Consider the following 24,423-nt stretch of genomic DNA (forward strand, 5'->3'; position numbering starts at 1 on the left):
ACGTAACCTCAAGATCAATAGCACTCCACTTCGGTCTGCCAATACCAGTTGCAGACGAAGTTGAGATAGCCGTAGTTCAAGGCGTGAACAACACCATAGAGCGTGCCTACTCAAACAAACCCGGCTCCGAGGTAACCATTTCTAGTATAAAGAATATAGATTATCTCTCCATCGAGATACACGACACTGGGCTTGTCATGGCCGATTTTTCCATATCTGAACTGAAGTTTGATCCTGAAGATCCGGAACCTTTACCTGATGGCGGTATGGGGTTGTTTATCCTCAACCAGACAATTGATAAAATTGAATATTTCACCGATGAGAAATACAACATTCTTTGTATGCAAAAGAACATCATCAGGTAAAGGCAGTGCAGGCTAGAGGGCCGCTTTTCACTGCCTTTTTCTGGCTAAACAACACTATCCCCGACGAACCCCACCGGCTGGTCAACGAAGAAATGTACGTCATTATAAGACGATAAGCCCAGATAACGTACATACATCTACGTTCTTTGCCCACAACACGCTATCTTCTTAACAGACCAGTATACTAAGGAATATTGCGTCGATTTCCACCAATTCAATTTGCGACAATATGGTGCAAATGCTAGAATAGGCAACAGTTAAAGTTAATTTCAGCAGCAACGATTTCGCTATTGGCCAATGTGCTGCGTGCTAACCCTATCTCCTATTCTTTAGTCCAATCAGGTTTTTTTGGAGGCCTCTTAATGGTCACGCCCAATACGGATATTTCAGATAATACAGATACAAATACGACAGCCCCCCGTCAACAGCCCCAGGGCCACATTAAGGTTGGCGAGATTGACCAGCTTGTCAATAAGCTGCTGCAGCTGGAAAGTGCCTTGAACGCCAATATCCCTACCACCCTATGGATCAGCGACCTCCATGGCGAAGGAGACAGGTTTAAATCCATTTTGCGCGGCCGATTCGGCATGCTTTATCAGACCTGCCGGGAAGCCTTGCCAAATACCTTCAGCTCGGAAAAAATCCAGTACCTGGTCCGCATAATCCGCAGAAATGAGTATTTCAAGGATGAAGCCATCACCATGGATATTCAGGATACCATCCTCTGTCTGGTGGAGGTGCTGAAATACAAAATTTCCAACAGGATGTACCAGGTTCACGAGATCATCAAACCTGAATTCCGTGACGCCATTACCCGCCTGCTTGCCGGCCTGCCCGTACCTGACCCTATATTTGAAGAAGAGATCATCTCCCGCAGGCTCATCGCTCATCTCTCTGTGGCTGTACGGGATATCCTGCTCGACAGAATAGAGGTAGTCGGTGATATTTTCGACCGGGGCGCCCAGCCGGATAAAATTATCCGTATCCTCTCATCCCCCTATTACCGTGGGATTGTCGACTATGTATACGGCAATCATGACATCCTCTGGATGGGTGCAGCCTCAGGCAACCTTTCTCTCATAGCAGAGACACTCCGCATAACCTGTCGCTACGATCATTTTGAACTGATGAACCGTTTAAAGTTCGACACCCGCCGCCTGGCAGAGTTTGCCTCGGCCACCTACCCTGCTGAAAAAGTAACCGGCAAATTCAAAGCCAGGACTGATCTTGGCCGCTCCATGGAAAAAGCGCTGGCAATTATTCAGTTCAAACTGGAAGAACGTACAATTCGTGATAATCCCGAATATGATATGTCTTCCAGGCTCTGGCTCGAGAAGCTTGCCTCCATGCTGGCGGCTGGCGATACCAAAGGGTTGAACGACAACCATTTCCCCACCATTAATAGAGGAGATCCACTGGCTCTGACTGACGAGGAGCAGGAAATTATAGATGATCTGGCTCAACAGTTTGCCACCAACACCAAACTCAAACGTTTGCTCGGCTATTTTTTCACCGATGGAAAAACCTACCATATCCACAGCAACACCCTGAATATCCACGCGTTGGTGCCATCCACTGCCGACGGACAATTCGACGAGTTTATGGGCCGCCGGGGAAAGAACCTGCTCGACAACATTCAGGATATGATTGGCAGGGTTGGCAAAAATTATCTGGAGGGCAAACAGCAGGTAAAGCGTGATCAGGATCTGTTTTTCTATCTCTGGTGCGGACCTAAGTCACCCTTCTTCGGCAAACACGCCATGAAAACCTTCGAACGCTATTTCCTGCTCGACCCGGAATCGCATGTTGAAAACACGCTTTACTGGAAGGACAATATGCAGACCAAAGCCTTCAAGAAAAAACTCCTGGAAGAATTCGGTGTACAGCGTGTGGTCTTTGGTCACACACCGGTTAATTATATGAAAGGAGCAAGAATGGCCAGCGAAGACGGTGTTGCCATCAACGTGGACGGTGGTTTTGCAGAAGCCTACTATAATCGTGGCCACTCACTGGTGCACACGCCCCACCAGCTTTACGGCATAATCCTCCCCACACCAACCGAGATCAAGGAGGCAATGCAAAAGCTCGAATCGGCCCCACTTGATATTGAGCTGATTGACGAATTCAGCCACCCCATGAAGATCAGGGATACCATTGAGGGCAAAGCTCTGATGGAACAACGGGATAAAATCATGCAGAAAATTCGAGAATTCGCCACAATCAATGGACATGGCCAAACCTCTACCACAGAAACCGCAGCACGGGACTAAATTACAATCATGAATACCAACTACGGAATGGAAATTGTTCGGGCAACGGAAATCGCAGCTCTTACCGCCGCCCGAATGCAGGGCCTGGGCGACCACGATGATATTCTCAACACCACCCGTGCCGCAATCATCAAGACCTTGAATCGAATAAATGTGGACGGCACTATTATCAACGACCGTTTTAACGATCGTGAAGATATCATCCCCCTGCCCAGAAAAATCGGCCGGGGAGGCGAAAAATCTGATGTAATGGCGATCGCTCTGGAGGGTTATCACAACGCCTCAGACGGTAGAAACAACGTTACATCTTTTGCCGCCATTACCACAGCAGGATCGATTCAATCGGTCCCCAATCTGGCGATGTACAAGATTGTCGTCGGGCCAGGAGTCGGCAACGTTATTGACATCAACCAGCCGCCGATCGTCAACGTCAAACGCACAGCCCGTGCATTACGTAAATATACAGAAAATGTAACGGTCTGCATTCTTAACCAGGCAAGGCACCACCAACTCATCCGGGAAGTTCGCAGCTGCGGTGCACGCATCAAGCTGATTGACGAGGGAGAAATCTCAGGCTGTCTTGCTGCCATCACCGGCCAGAAAGCTGATATTTACATGGGATATGGCTACGCACCCGAGGGTGCCATGGTCGCCGCAGCCATCAGTTGCCTCGGGGGATACTTTGAAGGTAAGATTTTTTATGAAAATGACCGCGACAGAGCCCTGGCCGCAGAACACGGTATCAAGGACTTCGACAAGACCTTCAGGGCCCAGGATCTGATAGGCAGTAAAGAGGTCGCTATTGCCGCAACTGGCGTTACTGACGGAGAATTCCTTGAAGGCGTACAATTCACGTCCAATGGCGCAGTAACCTATTCCTTCATTGCCCGAGGCGAGACCCATACCAACCGTAAGCTTGAATCACGGCACTTCTTCGACTACAAACCAGTTTTTTAGCTTGATTATTGTAGAAAATAGAATGCAAAATGCAGAGTAGAAGAGAATAAACGCTTTGCATTTTGTTCTATCGCGCTTGTTTCATGTTGTTTTGTACTGAATATCTCTTTATTATCAATTTGACACGTTCGTTCCGATAGTACCCGTGTAACATCACGGCCAGGGAAAAGGGAGAGGCCAAGCTCGCCTGGGCATTTGTTTCAGCTTCAGGTCCATTCGCCGTTTGCATCTCCTGAACCAGGAAGCAAAGCTGTACCCACTACCTTGCTGAACCATGTGCATATTGCATGGAAGAGGAGACTTGTGTGAAGCCCACTCTATTCTGGTTACAAGGTGCAGGCTGTGGCGGGGACACTGTGGCCCTGCTCAACGCCGAATCGCCTGACATTATCGAAACTCAGGATGCCCTGCGCTTCGAAATACTCCACCATCCTTTCTTCTCCGACAGAAATGCAGATTCATCTGTAATTATTGACCAAATATCGTCAGGGCAAATCAAGTTAGACGTTTTTTGCCTGGAAGGTGCAATCACACTCGGGCCTGAAGGAACCGGCATGTTTCAGACGGTCCAGGGTCGGCCGAAGCACGAGATCATTCGCATCCTCGCCTCCAATGCACGACTTGTCTTTGCCATCGGCACCTGTGCATCTTACGGAGGAATCAGCCACGCCTGTGATCCCGACGCCATCGGCCTGCAGTTTACAGGTGACCAGGCAGGAGGATTTCTCGGCAAAGATTTCAGGAGCTTAGACGGATTCCCTGTTATCAACCTGCCTGGCTGCCCCGTGCACCCCACAGTACTGATAGGTGCCGTCAGCGGTTATCTCCATGCCAACGACTTGCCTTTAAACGAATTCCAGGCTCCTCTCGAGTACTATTCCATGCTGGTCCATCAGGGATGCACCAGAAACGAGTACCATGAATTTCGAGTTGAAGAGACCGACTTTGGTCAAACGGGCTGCCTGTTTTATCATCTCGGCTGTCATGGCCCACTCGCCCACGGCCCCTGCAATAAACTGCTCTGGAACAACCGTAACTGCAAAACCAGAAACGGTGTACCATGTTTTGGCTGCACTCAGCCTACTTTTCCAAAACCTGAGCCATTTTTCCAGACACCTAACATTGCAGGCTTGCCTATAAATCTTCCAGATGGCGTAGACAGGCCACACTACCTTGCCTACAAAGGTATGGCAGCCGCCGCTGCACCCGAAAGATTGAAACAAAGAAAGTCGAGGGTCTGAGATGAACAGAACCGCATCCAGCGTTATCAATATGCCAATCAATCGTGTTCAGGGAGATCTCGAACTTGCTCTTGAGGTTCAAGCCAACAAGGTTACCAACGCCTGGTCTTCCTCTACGCTTTATCGTGGCTTTGAAAATATGCTCAAAGGCCGTGGTGCTCGTGATGGACTGGTCATCACCCCAAGAGTGTGCGCTCTCTGCTCCACCGCCCATCTTTTCGCAGCAGTCACCGCACTTGAACAGATCTGCGATGTCACTCCACCCAACAACGCAATCCTGGTTCGTAATATTTGCCTGTTGGCTGAGCATGTGCAGAGTGATATCCGGCATGGAGTACTCTCCTTTTTCAAAGATTTCATGAATCCCGCCTATGCCGGGCTGCCACTTTATGAGGAGGCGTGCAGGAGATACGCATCCCTCCGTGGTGAATCCGTCATCGAAACAATACGTATGACCAAGAAGATCCTCGAGGTTGTCGCAATTTTCGGTGGTCAATGGCCTAACTCATCGTTCATGGTACCCGGAGGCATTGCCGGTATTCCCTCTTTTAACGATCTGGTCAGCTGCCAATATATCGTCAACCTGTTCCGCAGCTGGTATGAGCAGCGTATCCTCGGATGCACCATCGAACGCTGGTCCGAAGTACGCAGTGAAATCGACCTGCAGCGCTGGATGAACGAACAGGAAGCTCACTTCAACAGCGACCTTGGCTTTTTCATCCGTTTCTCTCATATGATCAGGCTTCACGAACTCGGCGCTGGCAATGGTAATTTCATGAGCTTCGGTCATCCCCATTTACCAAACCAGGCCCCCGGAACTCATGTTCAACCAGGCAATGAACATGACTCCGGTATACACACCGACTCCTCCAATACCCTCGGCATTGACACTCATTTTGGAGCTGGGGTCATAATCGACAACATTTTTCACCCTTTTGACCAAAGCAAGATCAGCGAACACGTGGCCTATTCCCATTTCAAGGACTATAACGGTGGCAGACATCCTTCCGAAGGGATTACTGATCCTGTAACTGCGCGCTATGAAAAAGTGAAATATTCGTATGCCAAAGCGCCACGCTACGATGAGTTGCCCGTCGAAACAGGGCCGCTGGCTCACATGCTGGTGAGCAGGAATCCGCTCTTTACCGATATTGCCAGATCACGGGGCCCAAATGTCTACCTGCGCGAGATGGCCCGTATTGTCAGGCCCGCCATACTGCTGCCAAAAATGCACACATGGCTTGAGCAGATTGACGCCAAAGCCCCCTATTACACTACCGTCGGTTCCATACCAGATGGTAAAGGTCACGGGCTCATCGGTGCCAGTCGGGGAGCACTTGGTCACTGGGTTGAAATAGAGAACTCGCGCATAAAACGATATCAGATTATCACCCCGACCAGCTGGAATGGTTCACCACGGGACCAAAACAGCATTCCTGGCCCCTGGGAAAGTGCGGTTATCGGAACCTCTATAGAAAATAGAGACAACCCTATCGAGGTAGAACATATTATCCGCTCTTTTGACCCTTGCCAGTCCTGCTCGGTCCATACCGCTCAAAAGGCCAAAAGGTAGGACATTCGCCTATGCGTATCCGCATAATCTGTATAGGAAACAGATTCTTCCAACCGGATAGCGGTGGTCCCCGTGTTCACGATATACTGCTTGGAATGGAGTTCCCTGCTGCGGTGGAATGTATTGATGGTGGGTTACATGGGCTCAACCTACTGCTATTGCTTGAGGACGTAGACCACGTCATCTTTGTAGATTCTGTTGAAGGCTTTCTGCCGGAAGAAGTGAATGAAGGAGTGGTCATTGTTGAAGATCCGGTATTTGACCTGGAATACCAGGAAAATCACGACCACAACTCAGGCCTGGCATACTTGTTACGCACTGCTCCACTCGTAGTCGAATCTGCCATGCCGGGAATCTATCTGGTAGGGGTGGAGGGTTTTCCAAGTTCAAGGCTCTGCGAAGAAGCTGCCCGAAAATGCCGGATACTTGCCCTGACTCTCCTCAAATCCACAGCAATAAAGGCATAAACTCAAGGCAGGGTGTAGTGACCGAGACCTCACCTCGATATTTCATGTTGAGATGAGTAACTGCCCCATCGCTTTACACATAAATAGAATATGGACAAGGAACTCAAAGACAAGTATCAAAAACTTCTCGTGGAAAACCAGATACTCTTGCAGGAACTGCTTGTTGCCAGGAAAGCCGCCGACATAACGGCTGACCTCGTCGCTGAACAGTTTGCCAATCTTGATGTCGTGGTAAAAGACCTCGACACCCGTGCGCGAAATGAAAAAAACCTACGAGAGGAGATGAGCCTGGCACGACGTGAGGCTGAAGCGGCCAACGTGGCCAAAAGTGATTTTCTGGCCAACATGAGTCACGAGATCAGGACACCGATGAATGGAATTATCGGCATGACAGACCTGGTGCTTGGCACCCTGCTCGATGAAAATCAGCGGCAGTCCCTGAACCTTGTTAAACGTTCAGCCAACCGTCTCCTGCAGGTAATCAACGACATCCTCGACTTTTCCAAAATTGAATCCGGCAAAATGCGTCTGGATCCGGTGGATTTCGACCTCAAGGATTTACTGGACAACTGTATGGCGATGTTTGCCCTTTCGGCGAAAGAAAAAGGTATCTCACTCAAGTGCAAACAAAGCCCTGATCTGCCCAGATATATCCGCACCGACTCCATACGACTTATGCAGATTCTGATCAACCTGATCTCGAACGGGGTTAAATTTACCGACAGAGGCACTGTAACCCTTGAAGTTTCCTGCCTGAACCATAAAGCTGGCAACGAAGCCTATATAAAATTCAGCGTGATAGATACAGGTATAGGCATAGAGCCCCACAAACAAAATCTCATATTCGAATCATTTAGCCAGGCAGACTCATCCATGACCAGAAAATATGGTGGTACAGGACTCGGCCTGGCAATATCTTCTAAACTTTCAGAGTTGATGGGCAGCAGGATTTATCTGGAATCCACCCCTGGTGAAGGATCAATATTCTGGTTTGTCTCAATCGTTGAATTGGTACCGGAAAAAAATAACGAGATCGCCTCTGCCACTTCACTGATCAGCCCCCCGGACAATGCAGTACGACTGCCACCCGGAATACGAGTCTTGCTCGCTGAAGATGAACCTATCAATCAGACCCTCGCTGTCGCTTTGCTCACCAAAATGGGCACTTCTGTAACAGCAGTCTCTGATGGCCTGGCAGTGTTACGCGAGATTTCTGCAAACAGCTATGATCTGGTACTTATGGATCTCCAGATGCCGAAGCTGAATGGTTTTGATACCACCAGAGCTATACGGGAACTCGACGGCCCTGCAGCTATTACTCCCATAGTTGCTCTCACCGCGCATGCACGTGCAGAAGACAGGCAAAAATGTCTTCAGGCAGGCATGGATGATTACCTGAGTAAACCCATAGACTTCGCCCAGCTCGAAACCACTCTCTACCGACAACTCAGCCACCGCAAAGTCATGCTCCTGGAGACCGATTAATACATTCTTTGAACTTTCCTTCAGTTCCGGAACTCTTGCAGAGATAATCTCACCGGGTATTATAGTGCATAAAATTATACCCACACGTATCGCTATCTAATTAACCTAATAGAACTCTTAGCTAAGGAGAACAGTCATGTCCAAAGCAGACGGTCCCAAAGGCGCTATCTTACAACGAGATAAAAAAACCTACGCCATCGTCCCACGTATACCTGCAGGTGTGATCACCCGGGAAAACCTCAAAGCCATCACAGATGTGGTTGATAAGTACGATATCCCAATTGTAAAAATCACCTCCGGACATCGTTTGGCTCTTGTTGGTATGCCTGAAGAACAGATTATGCCGATTTATGAAGATCTCGGTATGATTGAAGGCAAGGCAATGGAGCTTTGTCTCCACTATGTACAGGCCTGCCCGGGAACCGAAGTGTGTAAATTCGGTATCCAGGATTCCCTTGGCTTTGGTATGAAGCTTGAGGAAATATTCTCCGGTATCGAGATGCCTGCCAAATTTAAAGTGGGTGTATCGGGCTGCCCATTTCTTTGCGCAGAGAGCCTGGTCCGTGACCTCGGCCTGATTGGCAAGAAAAAAGGCTGGACTCTGGTATTCGGCGGAAACTCCGGTCGAAAAGTACGTGAAGCCGACGTGCTGGCTGAAGATCTGTCTGAAGACGAAGCTATCGAACTGTCACGTAAATGCATTGACTTCTATAAGGCGAATGCAAAAAAGAAAGAACGTGCCAGCACCTTCGTCGCCCGAATTGGTGTTGAAGAGCTTAAAAAGGCGGTTCTCCAATAGCCTGTAGGAGTAATACGCAGTTTCACTATGAGGTAATGCCAGAATCTGCGAGGCTGGCACCGTCTGCACGTGCCAGAATTCCGAAGCTATCCGCCACATCTGGAACTCGCGCAAACGACAAAAGGCCGGCACGTTCATCACGTGTCGGCCTTTTGTCGTTTAAAGCTGATATATTACTACGCTCCGTAGAGCATCAACTCATCACGGAGCTGCAGTCATCTGAAGAGATGATCTGAAAGCGAGCCACTTGCTCCAGGCCTGAAGCTCGCTTTTGTTACTACTGTCACTGCTGTACTTCGTTATCTTTCAAGGTGGATTTCAAGAGTAAATACCCGAAAATACCCGAGGCAAGGGAACCGATTATGATTCCAAGGCGTTCATCAAATACCAGTGCCATATCCGCAGCCCCCTCAAAAGCCAGCGAACCGATAAAGAGACTCATGGTAAAACCGATACCACAAAGCGCCGCTGTAGCGTAGAGTGACTTGAAATTCATGCCTTTCGGCATATCGGCCCAGCCCATTTTAATAGCGGCCCAGCAGAATCCGAAAACACCAATCTGCTTACCAAAGAAAAGTCCCAGAGCAACACCCACCGGAACTCCATGCAGGAGGTGCTCGGCGGTCATGCCGGAGACGCTGATACCTGCGTTAGCGAATGCAAAGACCGGCAGAACCAGGAATGCGACAGTTGTGTGCAGATCATGCTCGAGTTCCTTCAGCGGAGAACTCTCAGGGTTTGTCTTATCTCTAAGCGGAATGAACATCGCCATCAAAACACCGGCCAGCGTCGCATGAACACCGGATTTCAGCATACAGGTCCAGAGTATGATGCCGATAATGAGATACGGACTCTTAGATGCCACCCCACGCTTATTGAGCACGTAGAGAATAGGCAGACAAAGAGCAACCGCAACCAGTGCCGCTATAGAGAGCTCTGAGGTATAGAACAAAGCAATAATGAGAATCGCCCCAACGTCATCAAAAATTGCCAGTGAAGTAAGGAACACCTTGAGCGCAATCGGTACTCTGGAACCAAGTAAAGAGAGCACACCGAGCGCAAAAGCAATATCGGTGGCGGCCGGAATTGCCCAACCTTTCATTGCCACCGGGTCGCCGGAGTTAAAAAAGATGTAAACAAGGGCAGGGATGGCCATACCGCCAATTGCGCCAATACCCGGCAGAATGATATTACGCTTATCGGCCAGTTCGCCTTCAAGCACCTCCCGCTTCAGCTCCAGCCCGACCAGAAAGAAAAAGACAGCCATCAGACCATCGTTAATCCACAGCAGCAGTGGTTTGGCAATATCCAATGCACCAATCCGCACCTGCACGGGGGTGCCCAACAACATGTCGTAATAGATCTTCAACGGTGAGTTCGCTAGAATTACAGCCAGTGCCGCTGCGAACATCAGCGTGAGACCTCCCGCTGACTCCAGCTTAAAAAACTTCGATATGAACGAATCCTTCTCGTTTATCATTTGGTTCTCCAATTCATTTTTTCATGAGCCTAATTCTCTGGTAAAAATCAAGATACTTTGAGAATAGCTTAATTCCTTATTCCAATATCAACTCTTATGTGGGTAGGTTTTAAATTTACGTGAATTGCAAATCAACTCCCCAATATACTAGCATCGATAAGCCTGACTATCCATGCCAGCCGGCGAATTTGTCCCTGAATTTTTTCAAAAACTTACTCTATCAATGCCTGTACTCTCAATCTTCAATCACGGCCTGAACCGGATTCTCACTCCATCTGCCTCAAAAGCATCTGCTAACCTGCATGTGACCATATAACCTGCCATTCCATTGACAAAAGAAGATCCGCCTCCCCGCGTTCTTCTCTTTCAAGTGCAATATGCTAAGGCATATGATAATAATTACCGACAGAGTTCCTGAAACATATATAGTGCTATCCACAGATGCCACGGATGAAAATATGGTTTGCAAAGCCTCAATATTATATCTGCTAGCAGCGATGATGCTTATCTCCGGCTGCGGTCCTAACACTGTCTCGCAGATGAAAAAGGCAGGCATATCGCCGCTTAATGCGAATTCTGTAGAGACATTGATCATTGACCAGACGTTACATTTCGAAGCTCGTGATTTTAATGCAAACCTTTCTTTTCATAATGGAGGCATGCTGAGCGCCCGTAACAATGCAAATGCTACAGATACCGGCACCTGGGATATAACCACCGAAAACATGCTCTGTTTAACATTCAAAACATGGTACTTCGGCGATACGAACTGTTACACTCTCTACTTGGAAGAAGACCAGCAGCGTTACATCCTCTTCACCAAAAACGGAGCCAGATATTACACTGTAAAACGCCTCAACGCAAGCAAAGTCGGAAGGTTGAGGCCAAAAGACATGACGAAAACACATGTTACAAATCGTAACACACCTCTTAATAGCCCCAATATACAATACGATTCAGATACCAACGGGGCCATGTCGTCCTCTCACCCAAACAGGTCGGAATTCAAATTTTTAGTTGCTTCCACTGCCCGGGATTGTCCGGGATGTGATCTGTCGGGACTCGACTTGAGCGAGTCAGATCTTTCAGACGCGATATTGTCAAAAGCCATTCTATCAGGTACAAATCTCCATTCATCGGATCTTCGCCGGGCTGACCTTTCAGGCGCCGACCTCTCCGGTGCAAATCTTACAGCAGCCAACCTAAGTAAAGCGACGCTCAGAAACTGCAATCTTCGTAATGCCGATCTCAGCGGAGCCAATCTTACCATGGCCGATTTCACCGGTTCAGACGTAACCGGAACCATATTCCAGGCCACCCACCTGGACAGAACTACAGGAATACACTGACCTATGTCTGCAGGTTTTACCCATCTACATGTCCATACCCAGTACAGTCTTCTTGACGGTGCCATCCGCCTTCCTGATCTTTTGAAAAAATGTAAAGAGTACGGTATGGAAAGCGTGGCTATCACCGATCACGGTGCCATGTTCGGCGCGCTTGAATTCTATACTAAGGCCAAAAAGGCAGGCATCAAACCGATAGTTGGTTGCGAGTTATATATCGCCCCGGAAGACAAGACCTTCAAGAAACCGGTTGATGGCCAGATCGCCTACCATATTGTACTGCTGGCCATGAACATCACCGGTTACCAGAACCTCATGAAAATGGCCAGTGTGGCCCAGCATGAAGGTTTTTACTACAAGCCAAGAATCGATATGGAAACCCTGCGAGAGCATAACGAAGGGGTTATCGCACTCACCGCCTGCCTTCATGGCCAGATTCCATATCTCATCGGCAAAAAGGACATGGCAGGAGCACGGGCCAAAACCCGTGAGCTACTGGATATCTTCGGTGACCGGCTCTATTTTGAACTGCAGGAGAACGGTATTCCCGAGCAGGACCCCGTCAACAGGGGGCTCATGCAGCTCAGTAAAGAGTTTGATGTCAAGCTGGTGGCTACCAATGACTGCCACTACCTTAACCGCGAAGAGGCACATGCCCATGAGGTGCTGCTCTGCATCCAGACCGGTAAGACCATCAACGACCCGAAGCGTTTTCGTTTCTCCACCGACGAGTTTTACTTCAAATCTCCGGATACTATGCGCAAGGCCTTCTCCTACTGCCCGGAGGCAATAGCCAACACCCAGGAGGTAGCTGAGCGTTGTAACCTTGAGATAGATTTCGGCAATTACTATTTCCCCGATTTCCCTGTACCTGAGGGAGAGACCCTGGATTCCATGTTCATTCAGGCCTGTGAGGATGGGCTGAAAAAACGATTCGCCAAGATGCGTGAATCAGAAGAGGGCCTCACGCCCGAGAAGGAACAGGAATATCGAAAACGTCTCGATATAGAGATAGGCGTTATCAATACCATGGGTTTTCCCGGCTACTTCCTCATCGTCGCCGACTTCATCAACTGGGCACTCGATAATGATATCCCAGTAGGTCCCGGACGTGGCTCAGGCGCTGGAAGCCTTGCCGCCTACTGTATGGGTATCACCAATCTTGACCCCATGCCCCACGGACTTATTTTTGAGCGTTTCCTCAACATCGAACGAAAATCGATGCCTGACTTCGACATCGACTTCTGCATGGATCGACGCGGCGAGGTCATTGACTATGTGCGAAAGAAATATGGTGGTGCCAAATATGTGGCCCAGATCGTCACGTACGGAACAATGAAGGCGCGCGGAGTAATCCGCGACGTAGGCCGGGCATTGGACATCCCTTTTAGTGACGTTGACAAGATTGCCAAACTGGTACCGGACCAACTCAAGATGACGCTCGAAAAGGCACTTATTGAAGAGCCGCGACTGCAGGAGGCAGCCAATCAGGATCCACGGGTTAACGAGCTGATCACTGTCTCCAGAACACTTGAAGGTTTGGCACGTCACACAGGCACCCACGCCGCAGGTGTCGTTGTTTCGCCAGGTCCCATGACCAGGTTCCTGCCCACCTGCCGTGGCAGTAATGAAGAAACAGTCACTCAGTATGACATGAAACATACCGAGATGACCGGCCTGATTAAATTTGATTTTCTTGGTCTCAAGACCCTCACGGTAATCGATAAGGCTGTCAAACATATCAAATCGGACATAGGTATCGATCTTGACATCGACACCATCCCGCTGGACGATTCGAAAACCTTTAAACTTCTCTGCGACGGCGACGCCCAGGGCGTGTTCCAGCTGGAGAGTTCCGGCATGCGTGAACTGCTGGTGAAGATGGCGCCCGAACAGTTCAGCGACCTGGTCGCACTGGTCGCCCTCTACCGTCCCGGCCCGCTCGACTCCGGTATGGTTGACGACTTCGTGGAAACCAAGCATGGCCGTGCCACAGCCAACTATCCGCTGCCCCAGATTAAACCCGTTCTTGAAGAGACATACGGTGTTATCGTCTATCAGGAACAGGTCATGAAGATTGCCAATATCCTGGCCAGTTACTCCCTGGGCGATGCGGATATTCTCCGGCGGGCCATGGGTAAGAAGATCCCCGAAGTCATGGACGAAGAGAAAGTAAAGTTCATGAAGGGCGCTCTGGCCAATAAGATCGATGAGAAGAAAGCTGAATATATCTTCGATTTAATGGCCAAATTTGCTGGATACGGTTTTAACAAGTCCCACTCAGCCGCCTATGCTCTGGTCTCTTACCAGACTGCCTACCTGAAGGCACACTACCCTGCCCAGTTCATGGCCGCTCTGCTCAGTTGCGATATGACCAACACCGATAAGGTGGTCATGTATATCAGCGAGTGCAAGGAACATGACATTGAAGTACTTCCTCCCGATGTAAACGAGAGTTTCAAAGACTTTACGGTTATCGATGACCGGGTTCGTTTTGGCCTGGCCGCTGTGAAAAATGTTGGTGAATCCGCCCTCGACTCGATTATCGAAGAGCGCGAATCAAACGGCAAATTTTCCTCTCTTTCGAATTTCTGCAACAGGGTTGATTCCCGAAGGGTTAATTCAAGGGTAATCGAAGCATTGATCAAATCAGGCGCTATGGACTCCCTGGGGTGGAAGAGATCCCAGTATTTTGCCATTATCGACAAGGCCATGGAACAGGCAAAGGCTGTACAGCGCGATCTGCAAAGTGGTCAAATGTCCCTTTTTGGGGTAGCCCAGGAGGTTGGCGAGAAGACAGAAGTAAATGAAATCCTGCCACCGGATATCCCCGAGTGGGATGAGCGCACCAGACTGGCCCGAGAAAAGGAAACCGTAGGTTTTTACATCACGGGCCATCCGCTCGACGATGCCCTGCCGGAAATTCGTTCGGTTACCGATGCGGATATTCAGGGACTTGAGAACTGGGGTGATGAACAACCGGTTCGTGTTGGCGGCCTGATCAAGACCTGCAAGTATCACAAAACCAAGAAAGGTGACCCCATGGCCTTTCTCACGATGGAAGATATTCTGGAAACAGTTGAGGTAGTGGTATTCCCAAGCGCCTACCCACATTGCGAGCACCTCTTGCAGTCGTCCGACCCGGTAGTGGTCCAGGGAACTGTGCAGCAGGATGAGCGCGGGCCCAAGATTCTGGCGGAAAACATCGATACCCTCACTGATGCCCGGGAAAAATATACCGAAATGGTCAAGGTAAAGCTTGATGCGGACAAGATCAGCAGAAAGCAGATCGAGCAGGTCAAAAAGACCCTCTACCAGTTCCACGGCTCCTGCCCGTTGCGACTCACCTTGCACTTCCCCGGCAGAGGCGAGGTGGATATCGATCCCCCCCAGGACCTCACTATCAGGCCATGCCGGGAACTGACAGACCGGATGAAAGAAATTCTCGAATTCAATGCGGTCAGTTTCACCCGTAAACCAATTATGCTGACACCCCGCAAAAAGAAACAGTGGGGAAACGGTAAACCAGCTGGCAATTAACCCAAAGTTCTCATCAGCATTTTGCCCAAATAAGGAAAAGGGCTGCCCCTCGTTGAGGAGCAGCCCTTTTTTCCTTTAAGGCACTATCATTTCAGGCCTCTGATCAGCCAAACCGTAACCCACACTCAGGACATTCACTGTTCTGGCTGGGAACAAAACTGGTATTGCAGGCAGGGCAGACGGTAGAAGCCGCATTCTCATCAAAAACAGCATCGGCCACCTGCAGATCACTCTCTTTTAAGCCAGTGGTTTGCAGATACTCTTTTTCGAGTATTGCCACCGCTTCACTGGCATCGGTTGCTCTGACCACCAACTGGAGGTCCGGACCGCCTCAGCCCTTGGCGCATCCAGCGGCGTCACCATTCAAAAGTGCCGGGATACGGTCTTTGCCCAGCAGGATCTGATACGGTTTCAAATCCCTGAGTTTTCCTTCACGGATGGCTACCATAGACTCGCCATCCGCAATCTCCATCGAGCGGGCAGTAAACCCTTGTTCTTTGCTCGTAAGCAGACCCAACCGCTCTTCACCTGATATGAGCTCTACCTGGCAATGAACACACCGTTCTACATCCAGGCGATACTCCTCATTGCACTTTGGGCAGTAGCTCATCTCCAGATCAACACCGAGCCGGACGGCATCAGGATTCCCCCGTTTTGCCTCTTTTTTTTCCAATCCAAACAGTTTTTTAAACATGTTTACCAGTTGCGGTTAAGGACGTATGGGAGAAGCACATCCTTCTCCCATGAATATATTACAGAATATATCGGCTCAGGTCCTGATCCTGAACAATATCTCCGAGCTGCTCGCGCACATACTCACCGGTGACAGTGAATACTTCGTTGCCCAATTCAGATGCCTCAAAAGAGAGTTTATCGAGCACGCGCTCAAGCACTGTATGCAGTCGACGCGCACCGATCTCCTCGGTTTTCTCATTGACCTGAACGGCGATATCGGCCAGCTCTTCGATACCGTCCGGAGTGAACAGCAACTCGATCCCTTCAGTCGCCATCAAAGCTACATACTGTTTGGTGAGAGCATTTTCAGGCTCGGTAAGGATACGGATGAATTCGTCCCTGCCAAGAGACTGCATCTCGACCCTGATCGGGAAGCGTCCCTGCAACTCAGGAATAAGATCAGAAGGCTTGGCCACATGGAAGGCACCACTGGCGATAAATAGAATGTGGTCGGTCTTTACCATGCCATACTTGGTGGAAACAGTTGCCCCCTCGACAATCGGCAGTAAATCGCGCTGCACACCTTCCCGGGAAACCTCAGGACCGTGGCCCCCTGATGAGCGGGAAGCGATTTTATCGATCTCGTCGAGGAAGACAATACCTGACTGCTCGGTTCGTCGCAGAGCCTCTTTGGTAACCTTATCCATGTCAACCATTCGCTCCACTTCTTCCTTGGTAAGTGCTTCCATCGCCTCGGGAATCTTCATCTTATGATTCTTTTTCTTGCGCGGAAACATTCTGGAAAACGCGTCCTGGAGGTTATTCTGCATATCCTCGAGGCCTGAGGTGGTTCCCATTATCTCGATTGTCGGGGTTGACTTGGACTCCTCTAAAGCCAGCTCGACCTCCCGCTCATCGAGTTTACCATCTCGCAACATCTGACGGAATTTTTCGCGGGTGGAGTTATCCTGGGCCGGCGCACTGGTGGCAGGGAGCTGATAATCAGGCATGGTGAAGGAACCCTCGCCATCCGGCCCGGTTGAAGAGGCGGATGCCGGACTAGGGGGCAGGAGCAGATCAAGGATCTTATCTTCGGCGCTTGCCTCAGCGATACCCTGAATTCGTTTTTTCTCTTCATCCTTGACCATACTAATGCCCAACTCCACCAGGTCTCGTATCATCGACTCGACATCGCGACCGACATAGCCAACCTCGGTGAATTTTGACGCCTCCACCTTGATGAACGGCGATTGCGCGAGAGTCGCCAGGCGCCTGGCAATCTCTGTCTTACCGACACCGGTTGGCCCTATCATAATGATATTTTTCGGCATAATCTCTTCACGCAATGGTGAAGGCACCTGCCGTCTACGCCATCTGTTTCTGAGGGCAATTGCCACAGATCGCTTGGCATCGGCCTGGCCGATTATGTATTTATCCAGCTCTGCCAGTATCTCTTTAGGGGTAAGTGAATCGTTTGGTTTCATATTTTCTCAACAACAATTGATTGATTAGTGTAAACGCAGATTGAGCCGGCGATCTCAAGACTGGTCCTGGCGATCTCTTCTGCTCCCAGATCACTTTTCTGCACCAGGGCAAGTGCTGCCGCCTGGGCGTATGGACCGCCTGATCCAATTGCCAGAACGCCATTATCCGGCTCGATGACATCTCCGGTGCCGCTGAGCAGCAAGGAATGGTCCTTATCCACGGCAATGATCATTGCCTCCAGCCTTCTGAGCATTTTGTCCATTCGCCAGTCTTTGGCAAGTTCAACAGATGCGCGCATGAGATTACCGTTATACTGCTCCAGCTTCTGCTCGAGCTTCTCAAAAAGGGTAAAGGCATCTGCAGTAGCACCGGCAAAACCAACTATTACCTGGTCTTTATACAAACGGCGTACTTTACGGGCATCGTGTTTCATGACGGTGTTGCCTAAAGAGACCTGGCCGTCACCTGCGATTACGACTTCGCCTTTATGCCGTACCGCCAGAATTGTTGTTGATCTGATTTTCATTATGAACCTTTAGTGTTTGAGAATTGATCCCTTTCACTACAATTATGTTTTTATAAGATATTTTCGATCACTCTCCAGTGGAGAGCGGGTGCGCTTTGTCGTAGACATCCGTCAGATGATCGAGGGTGAGGTGGGTATAACGCTGGGTCGTGGACAAACTTGCGTGGCCCAAAAGCTCCTGAACTGAACGCAAATCCGCCCCCATCTCAAGCATGTGGGTGGCAAATGAATGCCGCAATGCATGAGGGGTGACTATCTGGGTTATCCCGGCCCTTTCTCCATAAGCCCGGACGAAACGTTCTACACTGCGAGCAGTGAGCCTACCTCCCCTGTTATTCAAAAACAGGGCCTCAGTAGCTGCTTGTTTTCCCCTTGCAGCACAAGCGAAGAGCAGGTGCTGACGCAATGGAAGCCATGCATTCAAAGCTTCCAGGGCAGGTCTTCCAACAGGAACAATTCGCTCCTTATTTCCTTTGCCCCTCACCTTAAGCACTTCCTCATTGAAATCAAGATCTGTTAAATTTCGGGAAACAAGCTCGGAAACACGCATGCCTGTCGAGTAGAGCAACTCGAGCATCGCTGTATCACGCAGACGAAACGTATCCTCCTCTCCCGGTGCCTCGAGAAGGGCAAACGTTTCATCCACTGTCAGGAATACCGGAATAGCCTGGCCGACCTTCGGCCCGGTGACTCCGATCAGAGGATCCGCCTTGATCACTTTATTACGGATCAGGAACCTGAAAAAAGAACGGAGAGCTGATAACTTTCTGCCAACTGTTGCACCACTGTTGACACCATGCATGCTCACCACAAATGAACGCACCTGGTTTGAATCTATCTGACGGACTTCAGGATCTTCTCCTAGAAAACGCATAAACTCATGGAGGTCACGGCTATAACCGCTTATAGTGTGCTCAGAATATCCCTTTTCAACTTCGAGCCAACGAACGAATTGTCTGATAGCCTTATGCATAATGTGTCTTAATGAGCTACAGTGATGGGTTTGAGGGGTAAAAGTCTGCCCCTGATTTTCCTCTTTATGGTAAAAACAACACAGGCCGCAGTAAGATTCATAGAATCAACCCTTGCATGGATAAGAACGGGTCGATATATTCACAGCGGAAATCAGTATGGGGATTTCTGTAGTAACTAATCCCGGATAAAACTGTATAACTGGTCTCTTTCTATACAGAATAGAGGCGAGGTTCAACCGTTTTCCCGAACCTTCGGACTAACGTTATGGCAAAAAAAACATTTGAAGCCGCACTCTCGCGTCTTGAGCAGATCACTCAGGAGCTGGAAGAAGGTGAATTGAGCCTCGACAAGAGCCTCAAAAAATTTGACGAAGGTATTCAGCTGGCAAAGTTCTGCAATGAACAACTCGACCAGGCCAAGGCCAAGGTAGAACTGTTGCTTGAGAAAGACGGAGAAATAGAAGCTGTACCATTTACAGAGAGCAACAGTGAACATCAAGACCTACCTGAGTAACCAGAAAGCTGTAGTTGAGAGAGCCCTCGAGCAATATATGCTTGTGGCTGACGGCCCGTTTGCCGCACACTTTGAGGCAATGCGCTACAGCCTTTTTGCCGGAGGGAAACGGTTACGACCAATTCTTTGCCTGGCGGCAGGACAAGCCGTAAGCGGTGAAACCGACAACAGCGAAAACCTGTTGCCCATTGCCTGCGCCCTTGAATGTATACATACCTACTCGCTGATCCACGATGATCTGCCCGCCATGGATGATGACGATCTGAGACGCGGCAAGGCGACAAATCATGTTCTTTACGGTGAAGCTGGAGCAATACTTGCCGGTGACGGGCTGCTTACCTATGCGTTCGATCTATTGAGCAATGAACGTCTTGGGAATTTAGATGCCGCACGGCGCTTAAAAATTATCAATATCATTGCCAGGGCAGCCGGCCCTGAGGGAATGGTTGGCGGTCAGGCACTCGATATCGCAAGCGAAAACACCAGTTACCCCTTCGAAGTACTGCAAACCATCCATCGCAATAAGACTGGCGCGCTTATCACCGGATCTATCCAGGCTGGCGCGATCGCCTCCCACTGCTCTGAAGATGAATTGCGGCAGCTCACAGCTTATGGAGATAATGTGGGTCTCGCCTTCCAGATTATTGACGATCTGCTCGATGCCACTGCCACCACTGAAGAACTCGGCAAAACCGCCGGCAGTGATGAAGAACGCGGCAAAGCGACATACCCTGCCTACTTTGGCATAGAAAAAACCAGATCCCTTGCCAGACAGGCCGTTGATCGTGCACTCGAATCACTGACCGGGTTTGACAACCAGGCCGAACCGTTACGCGCCCTGGCAAGATATATTTACACACGTGGAAATTGACATATGGCGACCGGATAGTCTGTTTTTTCCGAGTAGACAAAGGCTTCTGACTTGCAGATGCCTAAAGTTGTAGTACACTGACCTGATTGGAAACCGATTTTCTGCTTTATACGCCGACATTGCCCCAATAACGATGCCGGCTCTGCTTCTTTTAACGACATGCTTACCACACTCACACAAGATCCGGAGACACTACTGCTTCCGAAGGTAGATTCCCCGAAAGACATACGCGATTTCTCCCTCGACGAGCTAACCGCTCTGGCACAGGAGATTCGGGATACCATCATCCAGACAGTCTCCAAAACTGGTGGGCATCTTGCACCAAGTCTCGGTGTTGTTGAATTAACAATTGCCCTGCACTACATATTTGACAGTCCAAACGACAAGCTTATCTGGGATGTTGGCCATCAATCCTATGCGCACAAGCTACTCACCGGACGTCGGCAACAGTTTGCCACCCTACGGCAGTATAAAGGTATGAGCGGCTTTCCTAAATTCAGTGAAAGCGAGTACGATGCCTTCGAGACCGGCCACAGTTCCACCTCGATTTCAGCCGCACTCGGCATGAACGTTGCCAAAAGTCTCAATGGCAGCAATAAAAAAGCTATCGCTATTATCGGTGACGGCTCCATGACCGCAGGTATGGCATTTGAAGCATTGAACCATGCCGGTCATCTCAATAAGGACCTGATCGTTATCCTCAATGATAACGAAATGTCCATCTCTCCAAATGTTGGTGCCCTCTCCAGCTTTCTCAGCCGCAAACTCACCGGCCGCACAATGCGCCGGGTAAAAAACCATATTGAAGAACGCCTCACCGCTATCCCCAATGTAGGTGAAAACATTCTCAGCATTCTGAAAAAGAGTGAAGAATCGTTTAAGTCGTTCTTTACTCCCGGTATGCTCTTTGAGGCTTTCAAATTTGATTATATCGGCCCGATCCTCGGCCACGATTATGAAGAGCTAATTCCGGCCCTGCGCAGCGCACGTGACAATTATCACGGTCCAACCCTGATTCACGTCCTTACCACCAAGGGCAAAGGGTACGAACCTGCTGAGAAGAACCCTGGAGCCTATCACGGTGTCGGCCCCTTCAGCATTGAAACAGGTAAACCCCATGCGTCAAAGGGTGGTGTCAACTACACCAAGGTCTTCGGCAAGACCATTTGTGACATGGCCGAACAGGATGACCGAATCACCGCCATCTCTGCTGCCATGGTCGCCGGGACAGGCCTTTCCGGATTTGCCGAACAATTTCCCGATAGGTTCTTCGACGTAGGCATTGCCGAACAGCACGCGGTGACATTTGCAGCCGGGATGGCCACTGAAGGTAAACGCCCTGTGGTCGCGATCTACTCAAGCTTTCTGCAACGGGCCATGGACCAGATCATCCACGATGTGTGTATCCCAAATCTGCCAGTAACCTTCGCCATAGACAGAGCCGGCGTAGTTGGCGATGACGGCCCGACACATCACGGCGTATTCGATGTCTCTTTTCTGCGCTTTATCCCTAATCTGGTTTTTATGGCGCCGAAAGATGAGGAAGAGTTGCAACACATGCTCTATACCGCCGTCAATTACGATGGTCCGGCTGCTGTGCGTTATCCTCGCGGTGCCGGTGAAGGTGTTGAGATGAGCGATGATCTCAAGGAGATGGAAATCGGCCGAGGCGAACTGCTCCTGGAAGGCGATGATGTGCTCCTGCTGCCGGTGGGCAACAGGGTTGCTCCGGCAATGGTTGCCGCGGCACGACTTGAAGAACTCGGATTTTCAGTAGCGGTTATCAACCCTCGCTTTATCAAACCGCTCGACAACGACCTGATCTGCAGCCTGGCTGAAAAAACAGGTAGAATCGTTACTATAGAAGACAGTGTTATTGCCGGCGGCTTTGGTTCGAGTATCCTGGAACTTCTCAGCAGTAAAGGGATGCACCATGTTCAATGCAGATTACTCGGCTACCCGGACAATTTCATAGAGCACGGCCCCCAAAGCACCCTCTGGAAAAATTCTCATCTGGATTCCGTATCAATCCTTCATGCCGCTCTCAGGATTATGGATAAAGATCCACTCAAGTATCTCTAAATCACTTTCCGGGCGGCTCCTGCTGCCCGTTATCCGGCACAGCAGCGACGTCAGTCATCTATCGTAATCAGTCAATGAAAATCCTTATCGTATCTGACATCGTCAACGAGACAATACTGGAATACAAGGATGGTCAGCCATTTCTGGCCGGCATTGATCTGATTATCAGTTGTGGTGATCTTCCGCCTGAATACCTCACCTCCCTGCGAAGCCGATACGATGTACCGCTCTTTTATGTGCTCGGCAATCATGATCTGAGATATCAGACCTCGCCACCAGTAGGCTGCCGCAAAATTGACCGGAGATTTATAGAATATAACGGACTGCGAATATTAGGTTTTTCAGGTAGCCGCTGGTATAATGGCAACCAGAATCAATATACAGAGAGACAGATGACTGGTTTTATTCGTAAGATGTGGTTTACACTCTGGCGAAAAAAAGGTTTCGATATCCTTGTCAGCCACGCCTCACCGCGCTATATCAATGATGCGGAGGACAGATGCCACAGGGGATTCCATAGCTTCAGGCAGCTTATTAACCGTCACCAGCCCCGATACCATCTACATGGACATATCCACAAGCTTTTCGACAACGAATCTGATCGTTTTGCCACTCTTGGGGAAACTGAGATAATAAATTGCTATGACTACTACATCCTCGAAATCGAGCCCTCTTGCGCGACTGAAACAACTGATCACAGGTAAGGGAGCCGCCCCAAAAGACCAACTGCAAAACTTTGGCGAGCGCCAGGAAAATGAGCAGGCTTACGACTCTGTAGACCGTGGCACATCCCTGATCCCGCTCGACAGGATTGTCGGCAGCGTCGGCCGATACCGTGATTTTGACAGCCAGTTTAACCCGAAGAGAGCCGAGGTCTCCCGGGAGCGCATCAATGCCATCTCCGAAAGAATGCGAAACGGTCGTTCCCTGCCGCCAATTTCGCTTTACCAGATCAAGGATGATTACTTTATTCTTGATGGTCACCACCGGGTAACCGCCGCCAAAAATCTGGGCCATACCCATATCAAGGCCTGTATTCTTGAGCTACTGCCATCCTCGAATACTATTGAAAACAGGCTCTACATCGAGCGTACCGAATTCAGGGATGAAGCTGGGCTCGCCAATACACTTGACCTTACTGAACTCGGCAAATTCTCCCGCCTGAAATGGCAGATAGAACAACACAGAGAATTTCTCGCCAGCCAGAGTCATCAGGAGGTCAGCTACAAGCAGGCGGCCGCTGACTGGTACCGCACCATTTATCAACCACTGGCCACGCTTATTGCCAAAAGCGGTCTGGTGAAGTCCTTTCCAGGTCGAACTGTCGATGACCTCTATCTCTATATTTCCTTGCATCAATGGGAGAAAGGCAGTAACAGGAAATACGGTATCGGTATCGATAAACTTATCCCCAAGGACATGGAAGAATTTCGCAGAAAAATGGCAGAACATACCGAACAGGAATACCCGGAGATGCGACGGGAAATCATCGCCTTTATCCTGCTGAACGTGGATGGTCAATACGAGCAGCGAATATTCGACAAGCTGGCGGAGCTGGATGAAGTGCGGGAGATCCACTCTGTACACGGGTCAATCGATATCATCATCAAGGTCGTGCTGACCCGTGACCTGCTCTCATCAGATGCGGAACTGCTTACCCAGTTTCTGCTCTCGACCATCAGGCAGTGGAAAGGCGTACTCGCCACCCAGACATTACTGCCCGGGATGGCGATCGTCAAAGGACCACGGGGGGGAAACAACTCACTGTAGGGC

The 24,423-nt window shown here is 49.7% G+C and carries 20 protein-coding genes; 15 read left to right on the forward strand and 5 right to left on the reverse strand.

All coding sequences use genetic code 11. The features are described 5' to 3' along the window. The first annotated feature begins 17 nt into the window (after positions 1-17). From FCL45_RS18965 to FCL45_RS19000, 8 genes are all read left to right on the forward strand, one after another. Positions 18-365 carry an ATP-binding protein gene (locus FCL45_RS18965; RefSeq protein WP_136797795.1) on the forward strand — a complete coding sequence of 116 codons (348 nt, stop codon included), beginning with the start codon at positions 18-20 and terminating at the stop codon, positions 363-365. A gap of 362 nt (positions 366-727) precedes the next feature. After that, positions 728-2,635: a fructose-bisphosphatase class III gene (locus tag FCL45_RS18970; RefSeq protein ID WP_136797794.1), complete on the forward strand. Its 1,908-nt coding sequence runs from the start codon at positions 728-730 to the stop codon at positions 2,633-2,635. A 9-nt stretch (positions 2,636-2,644) separates the two neighbouring features. After that, complete coding sequence (locus tag FCL45_RS18975) at positions 2,645-3,592, forward strand: fructose-bisphosphatase class II family protein (protein WP_136797793.1); 948 nt, start codon at positions 2,645-2,647, stop codon at positions 3,590-3,592. A 305-nt stretch (positions 3,593-3,897) separates the two neighbouring features. Beyond that, entirely contained in the window at positions 3,898-4,833 is a 936-nt protein-coding gene (locus FCL45_RS18980; protein ID WP_228721369.1) for an NADH-quinone oxidoreductase subunit B family protein, read from the forward strand. Position 4,834: 1 nt separating this feature from the next. Beyond that, complete coding sequence (locus tag FCL45_RS18985; protein ID WP_136797791.1) at positions 4,835-6,406, forward strand: nickel-dependent hydrogenase large subunit; 1,572 nt, start codon at positions 4,835-4,837, stop codon at positions 6,404-6,406. Between the two features lie 11 nt (positions 6,407-6,417). Then, positions 6,418-6,873: a hypothetical protein gene (locus tag FCL45_RS18990; protein WP_136797790.1), complete on the forward strand. Its 456-nt coding sequence runs from the start codon at positions 6,418-6,420 to the stop codon at positions 6,871-6,873. A 90-nt stretch (positions 6,874-6,963) separates the two neighbouring features. After that, on the forward strand, positions 6,964-8,358 hold the full coding sequence (locus FCL45_RS18995) for a response regulator (protein WP_136797789.1): 1,395 nt from the start codon (positions 6,964-6,966) through the stop codon (positions 8,356-8,358). Between the two features lie 136 nt (positions 8,359-8,494). Beyond that, positions 8,495-9,157 carry a nitrite/sulfite reductase domain-containing protein gene (locus FCL45_RS19000; RefSeq protein WP_136797788.1) on the forward strand — a complete coding sequence of 221 codons (663 nt, stop codon included), beginning with the start codon at positions 8,495-8,497 and terminating at the stop codon, positions 9,155-9,157. Positions 9,158-9,440: 283 nt separating this feature from the next. Here the strand turns inward: FCL45_RS19000 and nhaA are convergent, their stop codons facing one another. Further along, a complete protein-coding gene (gene nhaA, locus FCL45_RS19005; RefSeq protein ID WP_136797787.1) occupies positions 9,441-10,637 on the reverse strand; it encodes a Na+/H+ antiporter NhaA in 1,197 nt (398 codons plus the stop codon). 458 nt (positions 10,638-11,095) lie between these two features. On the opposite strand from nhaA, the gene FCL45_RS24410 reads away from it, so the two are divergent. Beyond that, positions 11,096-11,986 carry a pentapeptide repeat-containing protein gene (locus tag FCL45_RS24410; protein WP_217907607.1) on the forward strand — a complete coding sequence of 297 codons (891 nt, stop codon included), beginning with the start codon at positions 11,096-11,098 and terminating at the stop codon, positions 11,984-11,986. A 3-nt stretch (positions 11,987-11,989) separates the two neighbouring features. Beyond that, positions 11,990-15,523 carry a DNA polymerase III subunit alpha gene (dnaE, locus tag FCL45_RS19015; protein ID WP_136797786.1) on the forward strand — a complete coding sequence of 1,178 codons (3,534 nt, stop codon included), beginning with the start codon at positions 11,990-11,992 and terminating at the stop codon, positions 15,521-15,523. A gap of 103 nt (positions 15,524-15,626) precedes the next feature. Here the strand turns inward: dnaE and FCL45_RS25465 are convergent, their stop codons facing one another. The 4 genes from FCL45_RS25465 to xerC form a co-directional block, all read right to left on the reverse strand. After that, positions 15,627-16,217: a zinc ribbon-containing (seleno)protein DG gene (locus FCL45_RS25465; protein WP_419249770.1), complete on the reverse strand. Its 591-nt coding sequence runs from the start codon at positions 16,215-16,217 to the stop codon at positions 15,627-15,629. A 58-nt stretch (positions 16,218-16,275) separates the two neighbouring features. After that, positions 16,276-17,682, reverse strand: coding sequence for an ATP-dependent protease ATPase subunit HslU (gene hslU, locus FCL45_RS19030; protein ID WP_136797782.1), 1,407 nt, complete (start codon positions 17,680-17,682; stop codon positions 16,276-16,278). Continuing rightward, on the reverse strand, positions 17,679-18,209 hold the full coding sequence (gene hslV, locus FCL45_RS19035; RefSeq protein WP_136797780.1) for an ATP-dependent protease subunit HslV: 531 nt from the start codon (positions 18,207-18,209) through the stop codon (positions 17,679-17,681). The genes hslU and hslV overlap by 4 nt, the downstream gene beginning before the upstream one ends. 67 nt (positions 18,210-18,276) lie before the next feature. Beyond that, positions 18,277-19,182 carry a tyrosine recombinase XerC gene (xerC, locus tag FCL45_RS19040; protein WP_136797779.1) on the reverse strand — a complete coding sequence of 302 codons (906 nt, stop codon included), beginning with the start codon at positions 19,180-19,182 and terminating at the stop codon, positions 18,277-18,279. A gap of 266 nt (positions 19,183-19,448) precedes the next feature. Here xerC and FCL45_RS19045 point away from each other — a divergent pair, with 266 nt between their 5' ends. The 5 genes from FCL45_RS19045 (at position 19,449) to FCL45_RS19065 (ending at position 24,420) form a co-directional block, all read left to right on the forward strand. Continuing rightward, entirely contained in the window at positions 19,449-19,697 is a 249-nt protein-coding gene (locus FCL45_RS19045) for an exodeoxyribonuclease VII small subunit (protein WP_136797778.1), read from the forward strand. After that, entirely contained in the window at positions 19,672-20,568 is an 897-nt protein-coding gene (locus FCL45_RS19050; RefSeq protein WP_136797776.1) for a polyprenyl synthetase family protein, read from the forward strand. The genes FCL45_RS19045 and FCL45_RS19050 overlap by 26 nt, the downstream gene beginning before the upstream one ends. A gap of 159 nt (positions 20,569-20,727) precedes the next feature. Further along, positions 20,728-22,650 carry a 1-deoxy-D-xylulose-5-phosphate synthase gene (dxs, locus tag FCL45_RS19055; RefSeq protein WP_136797774.1) on the forward strand — a complete coding sequence of 641 codons (1,923 nt, stop codon included), beginning with the start codon at positions 20,728-20,730 and terminating at the stop codon, positions 22,648-22,650. Between the two features lie 74 nt (positions 22,651-22,724). Beyond that, positions 22,725-23,354 carry a metallophosphoesterase family protein gene (locus FCL45_RS19060; RefSeq protein WP_136797772.1) on the forward strand — a complete coding sequence of 210 codons (630 nt, stop codon included), beginning with the start codon at positions 22,725-22,727 and terminating at the stop codon, positions 23,352-23,354. Further along, a complete protein-coding gene (locus FCL45_RS19065) occupies positions 23,293-24,420 on the forward strand; it encodes an Lrp/AsnC ligand binding domain-containing protein (RefSeq protein ID WP_136797770.1) in 1,128 nt (375 codons plus the stop codon). Before FCL45_RS19060 ends, FCL45_RS19065 begins: the two co-directional genes overlap by 62 nt. Positions 24,421-24,423: the final 3 nt, after the last annotated feature.

This window comes from Desulfosediminicola ganghwensis, assembly GCF_005116675.2.
GTDB lineage: Bacteria > Desulfobacterota > Desulfobulbia > Desulfobulbales > Desulfocapsaceae > Desulfopila > Desulfopila ganghwensis.